Below are 24,046 nucleotides of genomic sequence, written 5' to 3'. Positions count from 1 at the left end.
CCCCTTGTTAACGCCTGGCGTTAACAAGGGGCCCTTCCTCTACCGGAGGCGTTAAAAGGGGGCCCTTCCTTACCGCTTGCCCAGGGCGGCGTCGACGGCCTGGCCCAGCGCGGCGATGACCAGGCTGATCGACGGGCGTACCACGCTGTCGTCCAGGCTCACCGTGCCGGAGAACCCGGCGCCGGCGGCGATCTCCTCCAGGCGCCGGCCGGCGTCCTCGGCGGCCGGGCCGGTCAGCCCCAGCGCCGGTTCCATCCGCAGCACCGCAACGAGCGTGGCCAGCGCGGCGGTCCGCTCGTCCGGGAGCTGCCCGCTGGTCAGCGCGTCGGCCAGCCGCCGCCGGATGTCCGCCTCGACCGAGGCGTCGGCCACCGGGTAGCGGTGCACGTGGATGAAGCCCAGCTCGGTCTCGTCCACGTCCCGCACCACGCCCCGGCCGCAGAGGTCGGACAGGATCCGGTCGCGCAGGCCGTGCCGCAGTCGCTGCACCCACGACGACGGACTGTGCGGCGTGTCCGCGGCCATCTTGGCGAGTACGGCGTCCGCGATCGGCTCGCCGGTCGGGGCCGGGTCGACCACCGCCAGGTTCCCGTCCGCGTACGCGACCCGTCCGGCCAGGGCCAGCTCGACCAGCACCGCCGCGGCCATGCCCAGGTCCAGGCTGATCCGCGGCATGGTGGCCTTGCCGGTTTCGTCGTCATACGCGAGGAGCAGCAGCTCCTCGGCGAGCGCAACACCAGTCATGGCCCGGAACGCTAGCGCCTCCCCGCATCCCCGCGCATCGACTCGCCGGGGTCGCCCGATTCACGGCGAGAGGGCCCTTCCCGGGGGGAATAGAGCCCTCTCCACCGAATCGCCGGAACGCCGAATCGCCGAACCGCCGGAGTGCCGAATCGCCCGGTGTGCCGAATCGCCCGGTGTGCCGGGTCAGAAGCGGGGCATGCCGCCGAACTGGCGGTCACCGGCGTCACCCAGGCCGGGGACGATGAACTTCGAGTCGTTCAGTCCTTCGTCGATCGAGGCGGTGACCAGGCGCAGCGGCAGCCCGGAGCGCTCCAGCCGCTCGATGCCGACCGGCGCGGCCAGCACGCAGAGCACTGTGATGTCGGTGCAGCCCCGGTCGGCGAGCAGCCGACAGCAGTGCTCCAGCGAGCCGCCGGTGGCGAGCATCGGGTCGAGCACCAGCACCGGCAGGCCGGCGAGGTCGCGCGGCAGCGACTCCATGTACGCGCGGGGCTCGTACGTCTCCTCGTCGCGGGCCAGGCCGACGAAGCCCATCGACGACTCGGGCAGCAGGCCGAGCGCGGCGTCGGCCATGCCGAGACCGGCCCGCAGCACCGGCACCAGCAGCGGCGGGTTCGCCAGCCGGGTGCCCTCGGTGGCGGTGACCGGGGTCTGGATCGAGTACTTCTCGACCGGGAAGGAGCGCGCGGCCTCGTACACCAGCATGGTGGTGAGTTCGCGCAGCGCGGCCCGGAACGACGACGAGTCGGTCCGGGCGTCCCGCATGGCGGTCAGCCGCGTCTGGGCGAGCGGATGGTCAATGACGTGTACGTCCACGATCGCTCAACCTACCGTTTACCGGCCCGGCTCAGGGCGGGTGCGGTCCGACCAGCGACCCCGCTCACGTGCGGCACTTGCAAGTGACCAAGATCACTCGACTCGCGGGTGCGTACTATTCGGGGCATGACGGCGACAACGACGTCGGCCCGGTCGGACCTCACCGAGCTGGGACGATCCGAGACCGCTCTGCGGACCTTCCTGCACGGGCTGCCCGGCGTGGACCAGGTCGGCGCGGAGCAGCGGGCGGCGCAACTCGGCACCCGCTCCATCAAGACCACTGCGAAGGCCGAGGCGATCGACCTGGCGATCCGGATGGTCGACCTGACCACCCTCGAAGGGGCGGACACCCCGGGCAAGGTACGGGCGCTGGCGGCCAAGGCACTGCGCCCCGACCCGGCCGACCCGAGCTGCCCGCATGTCGGCGCCGTCTGCGTCTATCCGGCGATGGTCCCGCACGTGGCCGAGGTGTTGCGCGGCAGCGGGGTGCACCTGGCCAGCGTGGCGACCGCGTTCCCGTCCGGCCAGGCGCCACTGGAGATCAAGCTCGCCGACGTGCGCGCGGCGGTCGAGGCGGGCGCGGACGAGATCGACATGGTGATCAACCGGGGCGCGTTCCTGGCCGGGCGCTACTCCGAGGTCTACGACGAGATCAAGGCGGTCAAGGAGGCCTGCGGCTCTGCTGACGGCGGTCGCCAGGGGCGACCGGCAGCCCACCTCAAGGTCATCCTGGAGACCGGTGAGCTGGCCACGTACGACAACGTGCGGCGCGCGTCCTGGCTCGCCATGCTCGCGGGCGGCGACTTCATCAAGACCTCCACCGGCAAGGTTCCGGTAGCGGCCACGCCGCCGGTGACGCTGGTGATGCTGGAGGCGGTCCGCGACTTCCGCGCCGCCACCGGGCGTCAGGTCGGCGTCAAGCCGGCCGGTGGCATCAAGACCACCAAGGACGCGATCAAGTACCTGGTCATGGTCAACGAGACAGTCGGCGCGGACTGGCTGAGCCCGGACTGGTTCCGGTTCGGCGCGTCAAGCCTGCTCAACGACCTGCTCATGCAGCGCACCAAGCTGACCACCGGCGTCTACGCCGGCCCCGACTACTTCACCCTGGACTGAACGCGATGTTCGAATACGCACCCGCCCCCGAGTCCCGCTCGGTGGTGGACATCAAGCCCTCGTACGGGCTCTTCGTCGACGGCGCGTTCGTCGACCCGGCCTCCGGCAGCAGCTTCAAGTCGGTGAACCCGGCCTCCGAGGAGGTGCTGGCCGAGATCGCCGAGGCCGGAGCCGACGACGTGGACCGCGCGGTCCGCGCCGCGCGGAGCGCGTACGAGAAGGTCTGGGGTCCGATGCCGGGCCGCGACCGGGCCAAGTACCTGTTCCGGATCGCCCGGATCATCCAGGAGCGCTCGCGCGAGCTGGCCGTGCTGGAGTCGCTGGACAACGGCAAGCCGATCAGGGAGTCGCGCGACGTCGACCTGCCGCTGGTCGCCGCGCACTTCTTCTACTACGCGGGCTGGGCCGACAAGCTCCCCCACGCGGGCTTCGGCCCGGACCCGAAGCCGCTCGGCGTGGCGGCGCAGGTGATCCCGTGGAACTTCCCGCTGCTCATGCTGGCGTGGAAGATCGCTCCAGCGCTCGCCGCCGGCAACACGGTGGTGCTCAAGCCGGCCGAGACGACCCCGCTGACCGCGCTGCTGTTCGCCGAGATCTGCCAGCAGGCCGACCTGCCGGCCGGTGTGGTGAACATCGTCACCGGCGCCGGTGACACCGGCCGGGCGCTGGTCGAGCACCCGGGCGTGGACAAGGTGGCGTTCACCGGCTCCACCGAGGTCGGGCGCGCCATCGCCCGCGCGGTCGCCGGCTCCCGCAAGAAGCTCACGCTGGAGCTGGGCGGCAAGGCCGCGAACATCGTCTTCGACGACGCCCCGATCGACCAGGCCGTCGAGGGGATCGTCAACGGCATCTTCTTCAACCAGGGGCACGTCTGCTGCGCCGGTTCCCGGCTGCTGGTCCAGGAGTCGGTGGCCGACCGCGTGCTGGAGTCGCTCAAGCGCCGGATGGCCCAGCTCCGGGTCGGCGACCCGCTGGACAAGAACACCGACGTCGGCGCGATCAACTCGGCCGCGCAGCTCGCCCGCATCCGGGAGCTGTCCGACGCCGGGTCCGCCGAGGGCGCGGAGCGCTGGTCGCCGCCGTGCGATCTGCCCGAGCGCGGCTTCTGGTTCGCGCCGACCATCTTCACCGGGGTCACCCAGGCGCACCGGATCGCCCGCGAGGAGATCTTCGGCCCGGTGCTGTCGGTGCTCACGTTCCGCACCCCGGCGGAGGCCGTCGAGAAGGCCAACAACACGCCGTACGGGCTGTCGGCCGGGATCTGGACCGACAAGGGTTCCCGGATCCTGTGGCTGGCCGACCGCCTGCGCGCGGGCGTGGTGTGGGCCAACACGTTCAACAAGTTCGACCCGACGTCGCCGTTCGGCGGCTACAAGGAGTCGGGCTACGGTCGCGAGGGCGGCCGGCATGGGCTGGAGGGGTACCTCAATGTCTGAGCGGGTCGCGGTACGCAAGACGTACAAGCTCTTCATCGGCGGGAAGTTCCCGCGCAGCGAGTCGGGACGGTCGTATCTGGTGCAGTCGGCGAACGTGTCTCTTGCCTCCCGGAAGGACGCGCGGGACGCGGTCGTGGCCGCCCGTGCCGCGGTGAAGGGCTGGGCCGGGGCGACCGCGTACAACAGGGGTCAGATCCTCTACCGGGTCGCCGAGATGCTGGAGGGCCGGCGCGAGCAGTTCGTGGCCCTGGGCGTCCCGGCCGACGAGGTGGACGCGGCGATCGACCGCTGGGTCTGGTACGCGGGCTGGTCCGACAAGATCGCCCAGGTGTACGGCGGCGCCAACCCGGTGGCCGGCCCGTACTTCAACCTGTCCGCGCCGGAGCCGACCGGCGTGGTGGCGGTGGTGGCCCCCGGGGAGCCCGCGCTGCTCGGCCTGGTGAGCGTGGTCGCCCCGGCGATCGTCACCGGCAACACGGTGGTGGTGGCCGCCTCCCCGGCGGCGCCGCTGGCGGCGGTGACGCTGGCCGAGGTGCTCGCCACCTCCGACCTGCCCGGCGGGGTGGTCAACATCCTCACCGGCCGGCTGACCGAGACCGTGCCGGCGCTCGCCGCGCACATGGACGTCAACGCGCTCGACCTGACCGGCGTCGCCGACGCCGAGCTGGCCGCCGACCTGGAGATCAAGGCCGCGGAGAACCTCAAGCGGGTGCTCCGGCGGGCCCCGGCCGGCCACGACTGGTACGCCGACCCCGGCATCACCCGGCTGACCACGCTGCTGGAGACGAAGACGGTCTGGCATCCGAAGGGCGTCTGACTCGACGCAGTCCGGTCCGGCCCGAAGTGGCGGCACTCCCACCCGGGTTGCCGCCACTTCCCGTTCCCGCACCTCCAAGAACAACACCAGCACGGCGAAGTGGCCGCATCAGGTCACCCCGGATACCGCCACCTCCCCGAACTGGTGTTGATCTTCGGGAACGGGAACAGGAACCGGGGCGGCGGAGGGGCTCTACTACCGGGGGTAGGATTGACGGGTGACTCGGCTGGGGGACCTTGAGCGTGCGGTGATGGACGTGCTGTGGGACGCGGCGCCCGCCTCGTCGGGCGGCGTGACGGTGCGCGAGGTCGCCGACGCCCTGGACGGGCGGGAACTGGCCTACACCACGGTGATGACCGTGCTCGACCGGCTCGCCGGCAAGGGCATGGTGCAGCGCGAACGGGAGGGCCGCGCCTGGCGGTACCGTCCGGCCGCCACCCGCGAGGCGCACATCGCCCAGCTCATGCTCGAAGCCCTCGACCTCGGCGGCAGCCGGGACGCCGCACTCGTGCGCTTCGCCCGCTCGGTGACCGGCACGGAGGCGGACGTGCTCCGCGCCGCGCTCGGCGCCGAGGCCGGGGCGACGGTCGAGGACGGACCGGCCGGCCGGGTCGAGAACCCCCGGCCCGGTCGGCCAGCGCTCGACGAGGCGACGGACCGGTAGGGCGGCTGCCGTGGCGTACGCCCTGCACTTCGCCGTGATCATCCTGGCCTGCTGGCTGACCGCGCAGGTCCTCGCCGCCGCGCGCTGGACCTGGCGGGCACCCCGGGTGGCGATCATCTGCTGGCAGGCGGTCGGGCTGGCGCTCGGCCTGTCGGCCATGGGGCTGCCGATGGCGCTGGGGCTCGACGCGTACGACCGGGCGACCGGGTACGCGCTGCTGGCCCTGGCCGACGACCTGGCCCACGGCACGCTGCCGGCCGGGGTGGGCGCGGTGCACCTCAGCCTGGTCGGCGTCGGTCTCGGCATCGGCGGGGTGCTGCTCACCACGACGGTGCGCAGCCTGCACGGGGCGGTCCGCGCCCAGCGCCGGCACCGGGAGCTGTTGCACCTGGTGGCCCGGCGTGACCCCACGGTGCCCGGTGCGCTGGTGCTCGACCACCCGAGCGCGGCGGCGTACTGCCTGCCGGGGGTGCGTCCCCGGGTGGTGGTGAGCGCGGGCACGCTCGACCTGCTCGACCCGGCCGAACTGGCGGCGGTGCTCACCCACGAGCGGGCGCACGCCCAGGAGCGGCACGACCTGGTGCTGTTGCCGTTCACCGCGCTGTGCCGGGCGCTGCCCTGGTTCCGGTGGGTGCGGGACGCGCACGCGCGGGTGGCGCTGCTGGTCGAGATGCGCGCCGACGACAAGGCCCGGGAGCTGCACGCGGAGGCTCCGCTGGCCGGTGCGCTGCGCCGGTTCGCCGCCGCCGAGCACCGGGTCCAGCCGGCCGGCACGCTCGGACTCGGCGATCGCGACCTCGACGTACGCGTGCAGCGGCTGCTCGTCGCGGACCGGCCGCCGCGGGTGCTCGGCGCGATGGCGCTGGCGGTCGCCGGCACGCTCGTCTCCCTTCCGGTCGCCCTGTTCCTGAGCTGATCCGGGCCTCGCCCCTACGGGACTTCTCCGGGTTCGCGCACCTTCATAGGTAGGCAGCCTATGTGTAGGTTGACTACGACAAGTGAGACAACCCATGGGAGGACGACAGTGGACCCGCTGCTCCTCGCCCGCCTCCAGTTCGCCACCACCACCTCGATCCACTTCCTGTTCGTGGCGGTCACGCTCGGCCTGGTCACGCTCCTGGTCGGGTTGCAGACGGCCGGCTTCCTCACCGGCAAGCCGGTGTACGAGCGACTGACCCGGTTCTGGGGCCAGCTCTACGTGATCAACTATGTGCTCGGCATCGCCACCGGCATCGTCATGGAGTTCCAGTTCGGCCTGAACTGGAGCGGGCTGTCGCGCTACGTCGGGAACGTGTTCGGCGCGCCGCTCGCCATCGAGACGCTCGTCGCGTTCTTCCTGGAGTCCACGTTCCTCGGCATGTGGATCTTCGGGTGGCACCGGCTGCGGCGCGGCGTGCACCTGGCACTGCTCTGGGGTGTGGCGGTCACCGCGTACGCCTCGGCCTTCTGGATCATGGTGGCGAACGCCTGGCTCCAGAACCCGGTCGGATACGAGGTCCGCGACGGCGTCGCCCACCTCACCGACTTCGGCGCGCTGCTCACCAACCCCACGTTCGGCATGGCGTTCGGCCACGTCATCTCGGCGAGCCTGGTCACCGGCGGCCTGTTGATGGCGGCGGTGAGCGCCTGGCACCTGCTGCGGCGTACCACCGACTACGCGCTCTTCCGCACCTCGCTGCGGCTCGGCCTGGTCACCGCGGCCCTGGCGGTCACCACGCTCCAGGGCTTCGGCTTCGCCCAGTTCGGCCCGGTCGGGCAGCTCCAGCCGACCAAGTTCGGCGGCGGGCCGGACCGGGACGCGCTCGTCGCCGACTGGACCGCGCGGTTCGGCCCCGGCGACTGGGAACCGCCGGTGCTCTCCGACGTCGGCCTCGGCTTCATGATCCTGATCGGCTTCACGCTCGGCACCGTCTGGCTCCTGCTGCCGCTGCTCTGGCGCGACTGGATCATCCGGCTGAAGGCGCCGCTCTGGCTGATCCTGCTCGGCCTGCCGCTGCCGTTCGTGGCGATGCTGCTCGGCTGGATCGCCCGCGAGGTCGGCCGCCAGCCCTGGGCCGCGTACGGGCTGCTGCCCACCGCGCAGGCCGTCTCGCCGGTCTCACCCGGGCTGATGCTCACCTCGCTGATCGGGTTCAGCCTGCTGCTCGGCGCGCTCGCGGTGACCAACTGGATGCTGCTGGCCCGGCACGCCGCCCGCGGCGCGCACGACCCCGCGCTCGGCCGGCCGCCCGCGCCCGACACCGACGCCCACCACCAGCCCGTGTTCGTCTGAGGGAGCCCGCCGTGGAACTCGCCTGGTACGCCCTGCTCGGCCTCTTCTTCGCCACCTACCTCGTGCTCGGCGGCTACGACTACGGCGTCGGCCTGCTGCTGGCCCGACGCGGCCCGGCACCGGGCAGCCGGACCACCCTCACCGCGCTCGGACCGTTCTTCCTCGGCAACGAGGTCTGGCTGGTGGCGGCCGTGGGCATCCTGTTCGGCGCGTTCCCCCGGCTGGAGGGTGAGCTGCTCGCCGGCCTCTACCCGGCCGTGCTCGCCGCGCTGACCGGGGTGGTGCTGGTGACCGCCGGGGTGCAGCTGCGCAGCCGCCCGGCCGCCGCCACCGCCCGCGCCCGCTGGGACCGCCTGGTGGTGGTCGGCTGCGTGCTCGCCGCGCTGGGCTGGGGCGCGGTGCTCGCCGGGCTGCTTCAGGGCGTGCCGCTCGGCGCGGACGGCCATGTGGTCGACGCCGGTCATCTCGCCACCCCGTTCGTCGCCGCCGCCGGGCTGGCGCTGCTCGCGCTGGTGGCGGTGCACGGTGCGACGTTCCTCACGCTCCGGCTGCCCGCCGCCGAGGCCCCGGCGCTCGCCCGGCTGGCGACCGGCCTGGTGCCCGCCGCGCTCGTCGCCGTCGCCTCGGCCACCGTCCTGGGCCTGCTCTCCGATCGGGTACGCGCCGCGGTGGCGCGCCCGGCGGTGGCCGTACTCCTGCCGTTGGCGCTCGTGGCGGCGCTGCTGACGGCCCGCGCGGCGCTACGCCGGGGCCGGGCCGGGACGGCCTTCGCGGCGACCGCGACGGCGCTGGCGCTGCCCGCGCCGCTGATCGGGGCCGCGCTCTGGCCCCGGATCCTGGTCTCCACGACCGACCCGGCGGCGTCGCTGACGGTGGCCGAAGCGGCCGCCAGCCGGCCGACGCTGGCGCTGTTGGGATGGCTCGCGCTACCGCTCGTGCCGGCCCTACTAGGCTTTCAGGCGATGTGCTGGTGGGTGTTCCGGGGACGGATCGACGGCAGGGCACCGGTGTACTGGTGAACCGCCGCCCGTTCGACCCGCGTCTGCTGCGCCGGGTCCCCGCGGCCCGGCGCGACCTCGCCGTGCTCGCGGTGCTGGGCGGGCTCACCGCGCTACTGGTCGTCGCGCAGGCCACCGCGCTGGCGACGCTGCTGGCGACGGCGTTCGACGGGCGGCTGCACCAGCAGGCGCTGGCCGGGTTCGTGGCCGCGGTCGCCGGGCGGGCACTTGTGAGCTGGGCCCAGGGCACGGTGGCGGCGCGGGCCGCCGCCACGGTCAAGGCGGCGCTGCGCGCCGACCTGCTCGGCGCGGTCGGTCGGCACGGACCCACCTGGGTCGCCGGGCAGCGCGCGGGGCAGCTCGCCACGCTGGCCGGGCGCGGTCTGGACGCGCTCGACCCGTACTTCACCGGCTACCTGCCGCAGCTCGTGCTGAGCGTGACGGTGCCGGTGGCGGTGCTGGCCCGGATCGTGTTCGCCGACTGGAGCTCGGCGCTGATCATCGCGCTCACCATCCCGCTCATCCCGATCTTCGGCGCGCTGCTCGGCTGGCAGGCGCAGGCCGCCACCGAACGGCAGTGGCGGCGGCTGTCGCTGCTCGGCGGGCACTTCCTCGACATGGTGGCCGGGCTGCCCACGCTGCGCGCGTTCGGCCGGTCCCGGGGGCAGGTCGACGTGGTACGCCGAATGGCCGACGGCCACCGCCAGGCCACCATGAAGACGCTGCGGATCGCGTTCCTGTCCGCGCTGGTGCTGGAACTGGTCGCCACGCTCTCCGTCGCGCTGGTCGCGGTGCCGGTCGGCATCCGGCTGCTCGGCGGCGGCCTCACGCTCTCCACCGCGCTGCTGGTGCTGCTGCTCACCCCGGAGGCGTACCTGCCGCTGCGCGCCGCGGGCAGCCGGTTCCACGCCAGCATGGAAGGGCTCACCGCGCTGGACGAGGCGCTCACGCTCTCCGCCGCCGACGCACCCGCCGCCACCGCCGAGCCCCGGCGTCCGGCGCCGGACGGCCGGGGCGAGATCCGCTTCGAGGGCGTGACAGTCGCGTACGACCGCACCACCGCGCTGCGCGACGTCACGCTGGCCGTCCGGCCGGGCGACCGGGTGGCGATCATCGGGCCCAGCGGTGCGGGCAAGAGCACCCTGCTCAACCTGCTGCTCGGCTTCGTCGCACCCACCACGGGCCGGGTCACAGTCGACGGGGTGGACCTGGCCGGGGCCGACCTCGACGCCTGGCGGCGCGAGCTGGCCTGGGTGCCGCAGCGCGCGCACCTGTTCGCCGGGTCGCTCGCCGACAACATCCGTCTCGGCGCACCGGACACCCCGGACGACGTGCTCGCCGCGGCGGTCACCGGTGCCGCGCTGGACGAGGTGGTCGACGCGCTGCCCGACGGGCTGGAGACCTGCCTCGGCGAGCGCGGCCACGGCCTGTCCAGCGGGCAGCGGCAGCGGGTCGCCCTGGCTCGCGCGTTCCTGCGGGACGCACCGATCGTGCTCCTCGACGAGCCGACCGCGCGGCTGGACAGCGCCAGCGAGGCTGTGGTGCTGGACGCGACCCGGCGGCTGGTCGCCGGCCGTACCGCGCTGCTCGTCGCGCACCGGCCCGCGCTGCTCGCCGACGCCGACCGGATCCTGCGCGTCGAGGACGGCCGGGTCACCGAGCTGCACACGGCCGCCACCGGAGCGGTGGCGCCCCGATGATCCCCGTCTCCCCCGCCCGCCCGGCGGTGACCCGGTGACCGCCGGCGACGGCGTCACGCCGGTGGGCCGCGAGCCGGCCGGGCCGACCGGAGTGCCCATGGCCCCCTCCGGCACGCCGGAGCCGCCCACGACCGCCCTACCCGGCGCCGAGCGGGCGGTGCTGCGTCTGGCCCGGCCGTACCTGAGCCGGCTGCTCGGCGCGGGGCTGCTCGCCGCCGCGACCGAGTTCGCCGGCCTGGCGCTGATGGCCACCGCCACCTGGCTGCTGATGAGCGCCGCCGGCCGGCCGCCGCTGGACCGGCTGACGGTGGCCATCGTCGCGGTCCGGGCGCTGGCGGTCAGCCGGGGCGTGTTCCGGTACACCGAACGGCTCGCCGGGCACGACGCCGTCCTCCGCATGATCACCGACGTACGGGCCCGCGTCTTCGCCACGCTCGCCGCCCGGCGCGACACCGGCCGCCGTACCGGGGACGCGCTGAGCCGGCTGGTCTCCGACGTGGAGGCGGCCCAGGACCTGCTCCTGCGCGTCCTCGTACCGGGAGCGGCAGCGGCCCTGGTCAGCGTGCTCGCCGTCGGCGTCGCCGCGCTGATCTCACCGCCGGCCGCCGGCGTGCTCGCGATCGGCCTGCTCGTGGCGGGCGTGGCGCTCCCCGCGCTCGCCTCCCGGATCACCCGCCGCGCCGCCGACGAGGTGGCCCCGCTGCGGGGCGCGCTCGCCGTGGACGCGGTCGACCTCACCCACGGTGCCGCCGACCTGGCCGCGTTCGGGGCGACCGGCGCGGCGCTCGCCGCCGCCGACGAGCGGGCCGGACGGCTGGCCCGGCTGGAACGCCGGCTCGCCGCCACCGGCTTCGCGGTGGACGCGCTCGGCGTCCTCGTGGCCGGTCTCACCGCCGCCGCCGTGGTGGTCGTGGCGCTGCGCGCCGAGGTCGGCGGCGTGCTGGTCGGCGTCCTCGCGGTCGGCTCGCTCGCCGCCGTGGAGGTGGCGCTCGCGCTCGTCGCGGCGGCACGCCAGCGGACCCAGTTGCGGGCCGGACTGGCTCGCGTCGCCGACCTGCTCACCGCACCCGCCCCGGCGACGCCGACGAACGCGCCGGTGCCCGGGACCGACGGCCACGACGTGCGGTTCTCCGGTGTGACGGTCCGCTACCGGGCGGGCGCCGCCCCCGCGCTGGCCGGGTTCGACCTCGACCTGCCGGCCGGCCGCCGGGTGGCGGTGGTCGGGCCGAGCGGCGCCGGCAAGAGCACGCTCGCCGCGGTGCTCACCGGCGCGGTACGCCCCGGCACCGGCGAGGTCACCGCAGGTGGCGTGCCGGTGTCCGAGATACCGGCCGAGCACCTGCCCCGGGTGGTCGGCGGCCTGCTCGCTGAGGCGTACGTCTTCCACGCCACGGTCAAGGAGAACCTGCTCCTCGGCCGTCCGGACGCCACCGAGGCGGACCTGGTCGCCGCGACCCGGGCGGCCGGCCTGCTCGACTGGGTACACGAGCAGCCCGACGGCTGGGACACGGTGGTCGGCGAGCAGGGCGGGCAGCTCTCCGGCGGGCAACGGCAGCGGCTCGCGCTGGCCCGGGCGCTGCTGGCCGCACCGCCGGTGCTGGTGCTCGACGAGCCGACCGAGGGGCTCGATCCGGCGGCTGCCGACGCGGTGCTGGACTCCGCGCTCGCCGCCACCCCGGCCGGGCACTCGGTGCTGCTGATCAGCCACCGGCTCAGCGGTCTGGCCGGGCTGGACGAGATCGTGGTGCTCGAAGGCGGCCGGATCGTGCAGCGCGGCCGGCACGACGAGCTGGTGGCACGTCCCGGCTGGTACCGGGAGCAGTGGCTGCGCCAGGAGGCGGCGGAGCGCGGCTACCTGGCGATCACACCCTGACACCCGGCCGATCGGGGTTTTCCCTGACGCGGGTGCCGCCCGCCGGTGGCAGGCTTACCGCATGCGGGTGCATGAGGAGGCAGTGGTCGACCGCCGGCTGCACGAGTTGTCCACGCGGCTGCACGGGCCGGACCGGCTCAAGGCCGACCTGCTGACCGAGGCAAGGCACGCGCTGGAGGACGCCGTCGAGGCGTACCGGGACGGGGGCCTGCCGCGGGCGGAGGCGCAGCGGCGGGCGGTCGCCGAGTTCGGCAGCGACGCCCAGCTCGTGCCGGGTTTCCAGGCCGAGCTTGCCGTCGGCGCGCTGCACCGGCTGGCGCTGCGCACGCTCGTGGTGGCGGTGGTGCTCATCGCCGCCGGTGATCTGACCTGGCAGGGGTCGAGCTGGAGCAGTGGTCCGCCACCGCCGCAGAGCTACCTGCTGCTCTCCGCCGCGCTGAACGGCATCTGGGGGGTGGTCGCCGCGCTGGCGCTGGCCGCGCTGCTGGTCGCCCGGTGGGGATCACCGCGGCTCGTCCGCCCGGCCCGGGTGATCGGTGTCGGTCTGACCGGCAGCCTGCTGGTCGGTGCGGTCGCCGGGGGCGCGCTGTTCGGCTGGTCGGTCGGGCTGTGGGACGCGGCGCTCACCTGGCCGCCCCTGATCGTCGGGATGGTGGTGGTCTCGGCGGCCTGGTTCGCCCTCGCCCGCGCGGCCTGCTGCTGGATGCTCGCCGACCGCCGGCTGGCCGGCTGAACCGGACGGCCGTCGGGCTTGCCGCCCGGGCACCCCGGGCTGCCCGTCGGCGGGGGCCCGAGGCGGCCGGGCGCGGTGGTCAGGCCGGTGCGGTGGGCGGCTCGTCCGCGCCGAGGAACCGTCCGACCGTGGCGCTGAACTCGCGCCAGCCGGCCCGTTCCCCCGCCAGCGCCCGGCCACCGGCGTCGGTCAACTCGTAGGTGCGGCGTTCCCGGCCGTTCACAGTGCTCCAGGTGCTCGCCACCAGCCCGGCCCGTTCCAGCCGGCGCAGCGCCGGATAGATGGTGCCGGTGGGCAGATCCAGCGCACCGCCGCTGCGGGCCCGCAACGCCTCGATGATCGCGTAGCCGTGCAGTGCGCCCCGTTCCAGCACGGCGAGCAGCAGCGCGTCCAGGTGTCCGTGCAGCGTCTGCGCCTTCATGCGTAGCAACGCTACTTGTCGCGCCGCCGCGACGCCAAGGGGTGCGACTCCCGGTCGGAACCGTCGCCCACTAGGGTATGTGCGCAGAGTCACTCGGCGGCCGACGCCGTCGGGTGGGCAACCCGAACGCACACGGAGGTCAGCGTGGCCCGCCAGTCGCCCCAACGGCCCGACGCCGACGAGCCCGAGCTCGACGACACCGACGCCGCCGCCGCGGCCGACGAGGTCGAGGAGGACCGCCCGCCGGCCGACCGCGCGCTCTGGGACGAGGTGCGGATCGACCCGGTGGAGATCGCCCTGCCCGCCGGCACCGGCTTCACGCTGCGGGCCTACCGGCAGGCGCGCGAGCTGACCCCGACCGACGTCACCGAGCGCGACCAGGACGACCCGTTCCTGGCCCGCCGCCAGGTCGTCGAGACCGAGGAGGACGAGGAGGTGGTGATCCTCGACGAGGAGTTCGCCGCCCTCTCCGCCGAGGACGACGACGAGGACGGGGAGAAGGACGCCAAGGCCCGCCGCAAGGGCAAGGCCGACGCCTCGGACGACGACAAGGCCGAGGCCGACGACGACGCCGAGGACGACGAGGACGACGAGGACGAGGACGAGTCGGGCGACGAGGAGGTGCCGGTCTTCCTCACCCACAAGGGCCGGCTCCTGCTGTTCAAGACCCCGGAGTCATTGGTCACTTTCATCCGTTCCGGTGCGCCAAACGATCTGTCTCAGCTGGACAGCTGGAATGAACTGTCCGAACGGCTCGAGCCGGCCGACATCGCCCCGCTGGACGAGGACACGTACGAGCTCGACCTGGTCGTGGAGAACCTGCGCGGCGGCCACGACGCGTGGGACCACGAGCTGCTCATCGAAGCCGGCGAGGTCGCCCGTGACCTGGCGTACGCCCTACGGCTACCCGCCGTGCTGGATATGCTCTCGGCGGGCTCCAGCCTGGACGACCTGGACGAGGCGCTGCGCGCTTCCGTAAACGGCGGCGTCGGTGGTTTCCTGGGTCGTCGCCGGCTGAAGAAAATCGGGGCACAAACCGCAAGTTTGGGTTGGCGCACCATTGTCGGCAAGATCTCTGCGGTTGTGGACTGGCGCGACTGACCCCAAGCGGGGAGCATCAGTCTCTGGCAGAGCAAGACCTGTGTCCCGGGAGGAGGACGACGCCGTGGCGCTCGTGCGCGTGTACTGCGGTCTGGCCTCGGCAGATCCGGCCGACCGAACGGCTTCGGCCGGAACGACGCTGACGTCCGCTGTGGTCGATGACGCAGGCCGTCTGCTGCACGTCTGCGAGATCGGTGACGATCCCGCCGGTTACGCCCGGCTGGTCGCGCTGCTGGTGGAACGGTCCGGCGGTCCCAGCGGCGCGGCCATCGCCGCGGACAGCGACGACCACATCGTCACCTCGCTGCTCAGCGCCGCCGGCCGGCCGCTGGCGATCGCGGACGACGACTCGGTGGACGACTTCGCCGAGCGCTTCGCCGACGACGACTCCCTGGAGGAGATGCAGTCCCCGCCCGCCGAGCGCCGGGCGGTCGGACTGGCCCGTGCGCTCCAGGCCGGCGCGCTCTCCGCGGTGACCCTCCCGGCACCGCGCGAACTCGCCGGATACACGCAGGTCCTGGCCGCGCACGCGGCGCTGGCGAGCGGCCGGCACTCCGCCGCGGTGACGTTGCGCGAGGTGCTCCGCGAGCTCTACCCGGCCGCGCTGCGGGCCTACCCGGATCCGGCCGACCGGGTCGCCCTGGCGGTGCTCGACGCGCTGCCCGAGCCGGGGATGCTCACCGGTCCCGCGACCCGTGCTGGCCGGGACGGCGCGCTGGCCGCCGACGCGGTCGTCGCGCAGCTGGCCGGCGAAGGAGTGGCCGACGCCGAGGCCGTCTCCGACGCGGTGACCGCGCTGCGTGTGGCCATCTCCGAGACGCCCCGGCGGGCCACCGTCAACCGCACACTCACCGCGGCCGTCGCCGAGACCGTACGCCAGGCCGTCGCCTCCGTCCGGACCTGCGACGCCGGCTGCGACGCGCTCGTCGGCGCGCTCGCCGAACGCACCGCTCCCACTCCCGCGACCGGCCGCCGGGCCGCCGCCCGCCGGGGCGAGCAGGTCGACGAGCTGACCTCGAACTCGGCGGCCGACCTCCGTCCGGTGCGCTCCATCCAGCCGGACCCGATCGCCGAGTCGCACCGCGACCGTCCCGATCCGGCCGGGGCACCCGAGCCGGCCGGCCGTCGCAGTCGTCCCGAGCCGCTCCCCGGTGGGCGGCGCAGCCGTCCGGAGCCGGTGTCCGGTCCGGCCGCCACGACGACGCCCCGGCCGCTGGGCCCGCCACCGGTCGCGCCCGCGCCCGTCACGCCGCCGCCGGTCGCCCCGGCCCCGGTCACGCCCGTCGCCCCGGCGGCAGCACTGGGCCGGCCGTCCTCGGCTCCGCCGGCGCGACCCGAGCCGACCGGCGCGCCGCTGCCGTCGCGGGTGGACGGCCCGACCAACCGGCCGATTTCCGCGCCGCCTCCGCCGCCCCCCGGGATCACACCGATCGCCCCGTCCCCGCGCGGCGCGGTCCCGCCCGCCGAGGCAGGCGAGCCGTTCCGCCCGACGCTCACCACCGCGGCGATCAACAAGGCGCGGGCCGAGCGGCAGCGCACCGTCATCCCGCCCCGGCCCAAGACGAGCCAGAATCCGGAACCGCCGACCGGTGGGTTCAGCGCCACCGACCTGAGCATCCCGGTGCCGGCCCCGCGTCCGCCCGCGCCGGAGGCGCCGCCCGGCTCGCGGGCCAACTGGCCGCTGGTGAACAACGAGGACGACACCGCCCGGGAGCGGGAGAGCACCACCTACTCGTACGGACGGGGCGTGGACGCGCCGAGCGACCCCGGCCGGGTCACGCCACCGTGGCTCGCCGACGACCTGCCGCAGGAGCCGCCGATGCTGCGGCTGGTGGAGCCGCCGCCGCTCGCCGACCGCGCGCTGCGCGACGAGATGGGCCGGCCGGTCGACCCCGGTCTGGAGGCGCCCCCGCTGCGTCTGGTCGACCAGGGCGGCCCGGGTCGCGTCCCGCTTCCCGCCGTGCCCGAGCGGCGCCCCGCCCCGAAGGAGCACCGGCCGCCGCCGGTCTCCGACGAGGGTGACGGCGACCTGCTGATCTTCGCGCAGGCGAAGTCCGCCTGGTTCGTCGGCCACGGCGACGAGGCCGACCTGGACTGGTCCACCACCGCCGACACCGGCTGGCAGGCGGCCGAGCAGGCGGCCCGCCCGTCCGTCGGCGCGGAGACCACGGCTGGGCTGCCGAAGCGCGTACCGCAGGCCAACCTGGTGCCGGGCTCCCCGCTGCGCGAGGAGCGTCCTCTGCGGATCGTCCGGAACGCGGCGAGCCTCGCCGAGAACACCACCGGATACTTCCGGGGCTGGCGGCGCGGCCAGGAGATCGGCGGCTTCGCCGTGGGCGGCCGTCCGGGCCGTGAGGCGGCCGGCGGCTGGGACTTCACCCGCGACACCGGTGACCGCGACGACGACCGGGAGTACGAGTACCGCTCGGCGGGCTACCGCTCCTGACCGGGCCCGCCGGGGTGCTCCATCCCACACCGGGACGATTTGACGCTGGGCTGGACCGGCCGGGAACATACCCGGCGGACCAGCGGCGGCGCCTGTTCGCCGGGGTGGGAAGGCGATTCCATTGGCGACACCGGCGTTCGACTCCACTGTGCTCACCCGGCGGGGCGTCCTCGCCGCCGCTGCCGGCAGCCTGCTGCTCGCCGGTTGCGCCCCGCAGGGCCAGCGGCCGGACGACGGCCCGTCCAGCAGCGCGCCGACCGACCAGGATCTGATCGTCGGCGCGAGCCTCGAGCTGACCGGCGCCGGGGCGCTGCTCGGCGTCGCCCAGCGGCAGGCTCTTCAGCTCACCGCCGACTCGCTCAACCGGACCGGCGTACCAGTGGGAAACCTGGTCCGGTCGGTCCGGCTCCAGATCCTGGACAACGGCAGCAACCCCGAGGTCGCCGCCCGCCATGCCGCCGACCTCACCCGGGCCGGCGCCCAGGCCCTCATCGGCGGCGTGCTCGGCGAGACCTCGACGGCCCTCGCGGCGGCCGCCCAGCGGGTCAAGACGCCGTTCCTGTCCCTCGGCTACGGTGACCGCATCGTGCTGCCGCTGGAGGAACGCACGTTCACCTACAAGCTCACCCCGGACGCCGTCGACATGGCGCGTCGCCTGGTGGAGCTGTTCGATTCCCAGAAGATCCGGCGGGTGTCAGTGCTCGCCGCCGACGGCCTGCACGGCGACTCGGGTGTGCGGGCGATGCGGGAGGCGCTCGCCGACAGCAGCACCGACCTGGCCCGCACGGTACGCCTGCCGGCCACCGGCCGCCGCTTCCGTGCCGCCGCCGAGCGCGTCGCCGGCAGCCAGCGGGACGGCGTGGTGGTCTGGGGTACCGCGCCCGACTCCGGTGTCGCGGCACGGGAACTGCGCGCCGCCGGTCACCGCGGCCCGATCTTCTTCGATGCCGGCGCGGTCGCCGACGACACGGTGCAGGGAGCGAACGCCACCGCCGTGGAGGGCGCGTACGCGGTGCACCCGGCCTGCCTGGACGTTTCCACCGCGACCGCCACCACGACGGCGCAGCTGGCCCGCAGGGACTTCGTCAACCGCTACACGCAGCGGCACGGCGTCAGCCCGGACTTCGCCCCGTACGCCTCGGACGCGCTCCAGCTCCTCGCCACGTCGGCGCGGATGGCGACGAGCCTCGACCGGGGCCGGCTGCGGGCCCTCCTGCAGGCGCAGACGGTCGAGGGCATCGCCGGCGGGTACGCGTTCCGCGCCGACCGGCACGGCGGCATGGAGCCCGACTCGCTCGCCGTGTACCAGGTGTTCCGGGGCGCCTGGACCCGGTTCGCCTGACCTCGACCGTCACCCCGGTGACCGTCCCGCGTGGCCGGTCACCGGGTGATCGCTCAACGTGTCCACCCCCGGACGGCAGGAAGCGCCCGGTGGCCCTGAGGCCGCCGGGCGCTTCCGCGCGTCGGTCAGGCGGGCGCGACGGCCCGCGAGCGCCGCATGGTGAGCACGTACTCGACCAGCGAGATCAGCACGTGCTTCGTGGACTCCCGGTTCCGGGCGTCGCACGGCACCACCGGCACGTCGCGGGAGATCGCCAGCGCGTCCCGGACGTCCTGCGGATCGTGGTACTGCATGCCGTCGAAGCAGTTGATGGCCACCAGGTACGGCAGCCGCCGGTGCTCGAAGAAGTCGATGGCGGCGAAGCAGTCGGCGAGCCGCCGGGTGTCGACGAGCACCACCGCGCCGATCGCACCCCGGACCAACTCGTCCCACATGAACCAGAACCGCGTCTGACCCGGCGTACCGAACAGGTACAGGATCAGATCCCGGTCGATCGAGATACGACCGAAGTCCATGGCCACCGTGGTCGTCGTCTTGCCCGGCACCTGCCGGGTGTCGTCGACGCCCACGCCGGCGGAGGTCATGATCGCCTCGGTGGTCAGCGGCGTGATCTCCGAGACCGAGCCGACCAGCGTCGTCTTGCCGACGCCGAACCCACCGGCGATAACGATCTTCGCCGACGTCACGCGCCCGCTCGGGACCGGCGGCCGGTGCGACATGTCAGAGCCTGCGAAGTCCACTCAGCACCCTCTCCAGCAGTTCAGTGCCCACCGCGTCATCCGAGTCGTCCAAAATGGTCGGCTCGTGGACCGCGACCAGGCCGTCCGTCGCCATGTCGGCGATGAGCACCCGGGCCACGCCGAGCGGAAGCTGCATCCGCGCCGCGATCTCAGCGAGCGACTGCACACGTCCGTCACACAACGCGGCGATGTACTGGTGTTCACGACCGTGGCCACCATTGCCAGTGGCAACCGCTCGGCCGCGCACCGTCGTCTCGACGAGTGCCTCCAGGGCGATGTCGAGCCGGGGACGGGTACGACCGCGGGTGACGGCGTACGGCCGGACCAACGCTCCGGTCGGCTCGTCACGATCCACCATTTCGCCGCTCACCTCCCTCGTACCCGGCACCGGCTCGCCCCGGTGACATCCGTCGCTGTCGTTGCTGTTCCCGCACCTGACCCACCGGCCAGCGCGTCATTCAGCCCATCATCCCCACAGCCGTGCGCGGCTGCGGCGTCAGGGCGTCGCCCACCCGGTCCACGAGCAGGGCCATCTCGTACCCGACCTGACCCACGTCGCAGCTCCGCGCCGCCAGCACCGCGAACGACGAGCCGTCGGAGATGGACATCAGGAACAGGAAACCGTTGTCCATCTCGACCACTGTCTGCAACACCGCCCCGCCCTCGAAGCAGCGGGCCGCGCCCTGGGTGAGGCTGACCAGACCGGACGCGATCGCGGCGAGCTGGTCGGCGCGGTCCCGCGGAAGGTCACGGGACGAGGCGAGAAGCAGGCCGTCGGCCGAGACCGCGACCGCGTGCGCCACACCGGGCACCCGGTCGGCGAAGTTGGCGAGCAGCCATCCGAGATCCTGCGTAGTAGTCATCCTTGTTGCTCCTTCTGCCCGCTCCCGGCCACCGGGCCTGAGTCAGACTGCGAGGACTGCTGCCCGCCCGGAGTGCCCTCCGGGCCGGTCGTGTTGCTGTCGGTGTTACGTCCGCGCTGCACGCCCCGATGGTAGGCCGAGAGCAGGCCCCGGACTCCCTCCGGTGTACGCCGCTGCACGGACGCGGAAGGCTTGTCGATGCTGCCCGGCACGAGCTGCGCCATCGGCTTCCGCTTCGGCAGGCCCTTCCGGGTGGTCTCCGCCACCGGCACCTCGGTGGCCGCGGAGGCGGCCCGCCAGCCGTCGTCGGCAGCGGTCTGCCAGGGTGAGGAGGGCTGCGGCGGCGCGGCCGGCTGCCGGGTCGGCAACCCGCCGGTGTACGCGGGACGGGGGTTGCCGTTCGCCGCGCCGTTGTCACGCGGTGCTCCGCCTGCCGTCGGAGTGTGTGCCATCGGTGTGTTACCTGTCGTTGCTGGTGTCGGCTGCGGCACGGGCCGGCCGGCGGTGTCCACCTTGGCGAACTGCTGGGTGGCGGCGCCACCGTTCGTCGGCGCGGCCGGAGCCGCCGCCTCGTCGTTGGGCCCGGGCCGGCGGGTGCGGAACCATGCCGACTCCAGCTCCCGGAAGATCGGCAGCTCCATCGTCTCGTCCGCGTACCGCTGGCGGTTGCCCGGCTGCTGCGGCGCGGCCGGTCGCGACGACGGAGCCGCCGGGGTGGCGGGCCGGGCCTCGGACGGCCGGTTCGTGGCCGGAGCGGCGGCGGGCTGGCCGGCCGCCGGCTGCGGGGTGGCCGGCATCTCCGTGCGCGGCACCCGGGGCAGCTCGGTGGTCATGTCCATACCGCTCGCAGGCCGTTCCGGCGCCGCCGGAGCGGGCGTCGGCGCGACCGGGGGCCAGACCGGCGGAGCGCTGACACCCGGGGCGGGCATCGAGCGTGCCTGCGGCTGGTTCGTCGGCGGCGCGGCGGCCGGCTGACCGGCGGCGGGCTGTCCGGAGACCGGAACAGCCGACGCGGGGTGCCCGGAGACCGGCGCGGCCGAGACCGGACGGTACGGCAGCGGGTCGCCGGAGACCGGCGCCGCGGAGACCGGACGGCCCGGGAACGGGTCGCCGGAGACCGGGGCGGCCGAGACCGGACGGTACGGCAGCGGGTGACCGGAGACCGGGGCGCCGGAGACCGGAGGCAGCGGCGGCGCCGACACCGGCGGGACCGGCGGCGCGGAGACCGGCGGCGGGCTGTAGGGCCGCGCCTCCGGGCTGCTCGGCAGCTGGCGCGGGATCGCCGGCTGCTGGCCGGTGCTGCCCGGGTCGTCGTCGGCCGGGTTGCGCCGCTGGGGCAGCGGGTCCATGGACTGGCCGTTGGAGGGCCGGGAGCCGAATCCGCCGTCCCCGCCGGACGGGTTGGCGCCGGTCAGGTCGGACCAGGCCGGCATCGCCCGGCCGCCACCGGCGTTCGCCGGGGTGCCCGAGCCGTTGCGCGGTGCCGGGTCGAAGGCCCGGCCGCCGAGCGTGACCTGGTTGCCCGATGAGCCCGGGTGCGGCGCCGGCGGCAGGCTCGGCGGGTTGTTGTTGCCGAAGGCGGCCAGGGCGCCGAAGGCGGGCGCCGGGCCGTTCTGCTGCGGGGCGGCGGGCGGCAGGGCCGGTCCGGGCTGGCCGCGGCCGGCCAGGGCGCGCGGCACCAGGACCGAGGTCGGCAGCGTCACGTCGGCGACGGTGCCCCGGTCGGCGCCCGGTCGCAGCTCGACCCGGACACCGTGCCGGGCGGCCAGCCGCGCGACCACGACCAGGCCCATCATCCGGGAGACCGCGACGTCCACCTGCGGCGGCGTGGCCAGCCGCTCGTTGAGGTCACGGAGCTGTTCCGAGCTGATGCCGATGCCGCGGTCCTCCACGTAGAGGGAGGCGCGGTCGCCGACCCGCCGGGCCTCCACCATGACCTGTGAGTCCGGCGGGGAGAAGGCGGTGGCGTTGTCGAACAGCTCGGCGACCAGGTGCACCAGGTCGTTGACCGCGTGGGCGGCGACCTCGATGTCCCGGTCGATCACGCCGAACTCGATCCGGGTGTAGTGCTCGACCTCGGACTGGGCGGCGCGGAGCACGTCGATCAGGGCGGCGGGCTCGCGCTGCACACGGGTGGAGTCCGCACCGGCGAGGACCAGCAGGTTCTCGTCGTTGCGGCGCATCCGGGTGGCCAGGTGGTCGAGCTGGAACAGCTCGGCCAACCGGTCCGGGTCCTCCTCGCCGCGCTCCAGCCGGTCGAGGTGGCCGATCAGCCGGTCGACCAGGATCTGCGAGCGGCGGGCCAGGTTGACGAACATGGTCGCGACCGAGGCCCGCAGGGCGGCCTGCTCGGCGGCGGTCCGGACGGCCTCCAGGTGGACGGCGTTGAACGCCTCGGTCACCTGGCCGAACTCGTCCTTGCTCCGCACCGGCAGCGGTTCGGCGATCTGGTTGGCCAGCTGCACCGGGGAGAGCTGACCGGTCACCTGCGGGTCGCGCAGCCGGGCGACCGCCTGCGGCAGCCCGTACTGGGCCACCGCCAGGGCGCCCTGGCGCAGGTCGCGCAGCGAGCGGGCCATCGAGCGGGCCACCAGGTACGCGAACAGGATGGCCAGCAGCAGCATGGTGAGCAGCAGGCCGGTCTCCAGGAACACCTGGCGCTGGGTGTCCGAGCGCAGCGCGTCGGCCTGCTGGACCACGTTGCCGTCCAGGCGGGACTCGACGGTACGGATCAGTTCGGCGTTGGCGACCATGGTCTGGTCCCACTGGTCCGCCCCGAACGGGGCGTTCTCCATCGAGCCGTTGTTGTTGCCGGAGATGAAACTGGTGAAGCGGTCGGCCTTGCGCAGGTCGGGCCCGGAGACGGTCTGCTCGTAGAACAGCTTGTCGGGCTCGGTGGCGACGGCCTGGAAGGTGGCCAGCGACTGCGACTGGCCGGTGCCGCTGGCGATGAACTGCTCGCGCAGCGCGGCGGTGTACTGGTTCTGGGTGAGCGCCTGGTGGACGACGACCCGGCGCTGGGTCAGGTATTCCTTCTGCCGGGCCACCGCGGCCGCCGCGCGCATCCGGTCGCTCAGGTCGTTGTCGCCGGCGAGCTGGGTGGCCGAGTCGCGGATCGCGAGCAGGTCCTCGATCAGCTGCCGGTACGCCTGGTCGGCGTCATTGATCTTCAGCTTGCCGTTCAGCACCTGGCTACGGGTCGCCGGAAGGTCCTTGAGCTGGGTGTCGATCGTGTCCAGCAACCCGACGAAGTTGCGGGGCAGGTCGTCGATCTCGCCACGCTGCCGCAGGTAGGACGACTTCCTCTGGTCCACCCGCTGGTTGGCGCGGTTGTAACCCTCCTGGTACTGCGCCCGGGTCTGGAACTCCTTCGCGCCGAGGAAGAGCACGGCGCCGACCCGCTCGTCCTGCACGCTGTCGACCAGGTCACCCGAGTAGCCGATCAGATTGGCCAGATCCCCCGCCCGGTTGGCGTTGTTGAGCGTCTCCAGGTGGTCGACCAGACCACTGGTGCCCACCACGACCGTGGCGATGGTCGGCACGATCATGATCAGACCGAGCTTGGACCAGATCGGCATGTCGCGCAGCCGACTCATCGGCCGACGCAGCCGCGACAGGAAGGAGCCCGCCGTCGTTGGCCGTTTGCTCACGTCACCGCCCTCGCATTACCGCGCCCCACGCCACCCTGCGGGCAACGCCGAGCGACCGACCCGGCGGGTCGGACCTCCGAGATTCCATCACGCCGCTCCGCAAAGAGAAAGACCAGGTTGTCCCTCACCGGAGGTGTGATGAGATGTTGATGCAATTTGATAGCAATCCGTCTGGCCGGAGTCACATAACGTAATGGAACATCCGTACCGCGTCGTGCTGCTTGCCGGCCCCTCCGGGTCAGGAAAGTCATACATAGCCCAGCGAACCGGACTTCCGGTGCTCTGCCTGGACGACTTCTACAAGGACGGCGACG

Annotated in this window: 20 protein-coding genes; 13 read left to right on the top strand and 7 right to left on the bottom strand. The window is 73.9% G+C overall.

Annotated elements, in window-relative coordinates:
• Positions 1-69: 69 nt before the first annotated feature.
• Both C569_RS0112355 and upp read right to left on the bottom strand, forming a co-directional pair.
• Positions 70-744 (bottom strand): GPP34 family phosphoprotein, encoded by a 675-nt coding sequence (locus C569_RS0112355; RefSeq protein ID WP_018786092.1) that lies wholly within the window; start codon positions 742-744, stop codon positions 70-72.
• A gap of 183 nt (positions 745-927) precedes the next feature.
• Positions 928-1,560, bottom strand: coding sequence for a uracil phosphoribosyltransferase (gene upp / locus C569_RS0112350; protein ID WP_018786091.1), 633 nt, complete (start codon positions 1,558-1,560; stop codon positions 928-930).
• A 126-nt stretch (positions 1,561-1,686) separates the two neighbouring features.
• On the opposite strand from upp, the gene deoC reads away from it, so the two are divergent.
• The 10 genes from deoC (at position 1,687) to C569_RS0112300 (ending at position 13,169) form a co-directional block, all read left to right on the top strand.
• Complete coding sequence (deoC, locus tag C569_RS0112345; RefSeq protein WP_018786090.1) at positions 1,687-2,676, top strand: deoxyribose-phosphate aldolase; 990 nt, start codon at positions 1,687-1,689, stop codon at positions 2,674-2,676.
• Between the two features lie 5 nt (positions 2,677-2,681).
• Complete coding sequence (locus tag C569_RS0112340; RefSeq protein WP_018786089.1) at positions 2,682-4,112, top strand: aldehyde dehydrogenase family protein; 1,431 nt, start codon at positions 2,682-2,684, stop codon at positions 4,110-4,112.
• On the top strand, positions 4,105-4,929 hold the full coding sequence (locus C569_RS0112335) for an aldehyde dehydrogenase family protein (RefSeq protein WP_018786088.1): 825 nt from the start codon (positions 4,105-4,107) through the stop codon (positions 4,927-4,929). Before C569_RS0112340 ends, C569_RS0112335 begins: the two co-directional genes overlap by 8 nt.
• A 217-nt stretch (positions 4,930-5,146) precedes the next feature.
• Entirely contained in the window at positions 5,147-5,593 is a 447-nt protein-coding gene (locus C569_RS0112330) for a BlaI/MecI/CopY family transcriptional regulator (protein ID WP_026268060.1), read from the top strand.
• A 10-nt stretch (positions 5,594-5,603) separates the two neighbouring features.
• Positions 5,604-6,509 carry a M56 family metallopeptidase gene (locus C569_RS0112325; protein WP_018786086.1) on the top strand — a complete coding sequence of 302 codons (906 nt, stop codon included), beginning with the start codon at positions 5,604-5,606 and terminating at the stop codon, positions 6,507-6,509.
• Positions 6,510-6,617: 108 nt separating this feature from the next.
• On the top strand, positions 6,618-7,865 hold the full coding sequence (locus tag C569_RS0112320; RefSeq protein WP_018786085.1) for a cytochrome ubiquinol oxidase subunit I: 1,248 nt from the start codon (positions 6,618-6,620) through the stop codon (positions 7,863-7,865).
• An 11-nt stretch (positions 7,866-7,876) separates the two neighbouring features.
• Entirely contained in the window at positions 7,877-8,884 is a 1,008-nt protein-coding gene (locus tag C569_RS0112315; RefSeq protein WP_018786084.1) for a cytochrome d ubiquinol oxidase subunit II, read from the top strand.
• Positions 8,881-10,563, top strand: coding sequence for a thiol reductant ABC exporter subunit CydD (gene cydD, locus C569_RS0112310; protein WP_018786083.1), 1,683 nt, complete (start codon positions 8,881-8,883; stop codon positions 10,561-10,563). The genes C569_RS0112315 and cydD overlap by 4 nt, the downstream gene beginning before the upstream one ends.
• A 97-nt stretch (positions 10,564-10,660) precedes the next feature.
• A complete protein-coding gene (gene cydC, locus C569_RS0112305; protein WP_231394780.1) occupies positions 10,661-12,436 on the top strand; it encodes a thiol reductant ABC exporter subunit CydC in 1,776 nt (591 codons plus the stop codon).
• 61 nt (positions 12,437-12,497) lie between these two features.
• Complete coding sequence (locus C569_RS0112300) at positions 12,498-13,169, top strand: permease prefix domain 1-containing protein (protein WP_026268059.1); 672 nt, start codon at positions 12,498-12,500, stop codon at positions 13,167-13,169.
• Positions 13,170-13,248: 79 nt separating this feature from the next.
• Here C569_RS0112300 and C569_RS0112295 read toward each other — a convergent pair whose 3' ends face one another.
• Entirely contained in the window at positions 13,249-13,590 is a 342-nt protein-coding gene (locus tag C569_RS0112295; protein WP_018786080.1) for a PadR family transcriptional regulator, read from the bottom strand.
• Between the two features lie 144 nt (positions 13,591-13,734).
• Between C569_RS0112295 and C569_RS0112290 the strand changes: the two genes are divergently transcribed.
• From C569_RS0112290 to C569_RS0112280, 3 genes are all read left to right on the top strand, one after another.
• Positions 13,735-14,691, top strand: coding sequence for a hypothetical protein (locus tag C569_RS0112290; RefSeq protein WP_018786079.1), 957 nt, complete (start codon positions 13,735-13,737; stop codon positions 14,689-14,691).
• A gap of 40 nt (positions 14,692-14,731) precedes the next feature.
• Positions 14,732-17,137: a hypothetical protein gene (locus tag C569_RS0112285; protein ID WP_018786078.1), complete on the top strand. Its 2,406-nt coding sequence runs from the start codon at positions 14,732-14,734 to the stop codon at positions 17,135-17,137.
• A gap of 121 nt (positions 17,138-17,258) precedes the next feature.
• On the top strand, positions 17,259-18,479 hold the full coding sequence (locus C569_RS0112280; RefSeq protein ID WP_018786077.1) for an ABC transporter substrate-binding protein: 1,221 nt from the start codon (positions 17,259-17,261) through the stop codon (positions 18,477-18,479).
• Between the two features lie 125 nt (positions 18,480-18,604).
• Here the strand turns inward: C569_RS0112280 and C569_RS0112275 are convergent, their stop codons facing one another.
• The 4 genes from C569_RS0112275 to C569_RS0112260 form a co-directional block, all read right to left on the bottom strand.
• Positions 18,605-19,198: an ATP/GTP-binding protein gene (locus C569_RS0112275; RefSeq protein ID WP_018786076.1), complete on the bottom strand. Its 594-nt coding sequence runs from the start codon at positions 19,196-19,198 to the stop codon at positions 18,605-18,607.
• A gap of 1 nt (position 19,199) precedes the next feature.
• Positions 19,200-19,577, bottom strand: a complete 378-nt coding sequence (locus C569_RS0112270) for a DUF742 domain-containing protein (RefSeq protein WP_036345708.1) — start codon at positions 19,575-19,577, stop codon at positions 19,200-19,202.
• A gap of 100 nt (positions 19,578-19,677) precedes the next feature.
• A complete protein-coding gene (locus tag C569_RS0112265; protein ID WP_013283992.1) occupies positions 19,678-20,082 on the bottom strand; it encodes a roadblock/LC7 domain-containing protein in 405 nt (134 codons plus the stop codon).
• Positions 20,079-23,732, bottom strand: coding sequence for a nitrate- and nitrite sensing domain-containing protein (locus C569_RS0112260; RefSeq protein WP_026268057.1), 3,654 nt, complete (start codon positions 23,730-23,732; stop codon positions 20,079-20,081). The genes C569_RS0112265 and C569_RS0112260 overlap by 4 nt, the downstream gene beginning before the upstream one ends.
• Between the last annotated feature and the right edge of the window lie 314 nt (positions 23,733-24,046).

The sequence above is a fragment of the Micromonospora sp. CNB394 genome (assembly GCF_000374985.1).
Lineage (GTDB): Bacteria > Actinomycetota > Actinomycetes > Mycobacteriales > Micromonosporaceae > Micromonospora > Micromonospora marina.
Note: the sequence above shows the minus strand (reverse complement) of the source record. Positions and strands in the feature narration are given on the sequence as shown.

Coding starts and splice junctions, on each gene's coding strand:
- cydC (WP_231394780.1), top strand. CDS start 10,661: ATGGCCCCCTCCGGCACGCCGGAGCCGCCCACGACCGCCCTACCCGGC.
- C569_RS0112335 (WP_018786088.1), top strand. CDS start 4,105: ATGTCTGAGCGGGTCGCGGTACGCAAGACGTACAAGCTCTTCATCGGC.
- C569_RS0112295 (WP_018786080.1), bottom strand. CDS start 13,590: ATGAAGGCGCAGACGCTGCACGGACACCTGGACGCGCTGCTGCTCGCC.
- C569_RS0112355 (WP_018786092.1), bottom strand. CDS start 744: ATGACTGGTGTTGCGCTCGCCGAGGAGCTGCTGCTCCTCGCGTATGAC.
- C569_RS0112265 (WP_013283992.1), bottom strand. CDS start 20,082: ATGACTACTACGCAGGATCTCGGATGGCTGCTCGCCAACTTCGCCGAC.
- deoC (WP_018786090.1), top strand. CDS start 1,687: ATGACGGCGACAACGACGTCGGCCCGGTCGGACCTCACCGAGCTGGGA.
- C569_RS0112270 (WP_036345708.1), bottom strand. CDS start 19,577: ATGGTGGATCGTGACGAGCCGACCGGAGCGTTGGTCCGGCCGTACGCC.
- C569_RS0112275 (WP_018786076.1), bottom strand. CDS start 19,198: ATGTCGCACCGGCCGCCGGTCCCGAGCGGGCGCGTGACGTCGGCGAAG.
- C569_RS0112300 (WP_026268059.1), top strand. CDS start 12,498: ATGCGGGTGCATGAGGAGGCAGTGGTCGACCGCCGGCTGCACGAGTTG.
- C569_RS0112340 (WP_018786089.1), top strand. CDS start 2,682: ATGTTCGAATACGCACCCGCCCCCGAGTCCCGCTCGGTGGTGGACATC.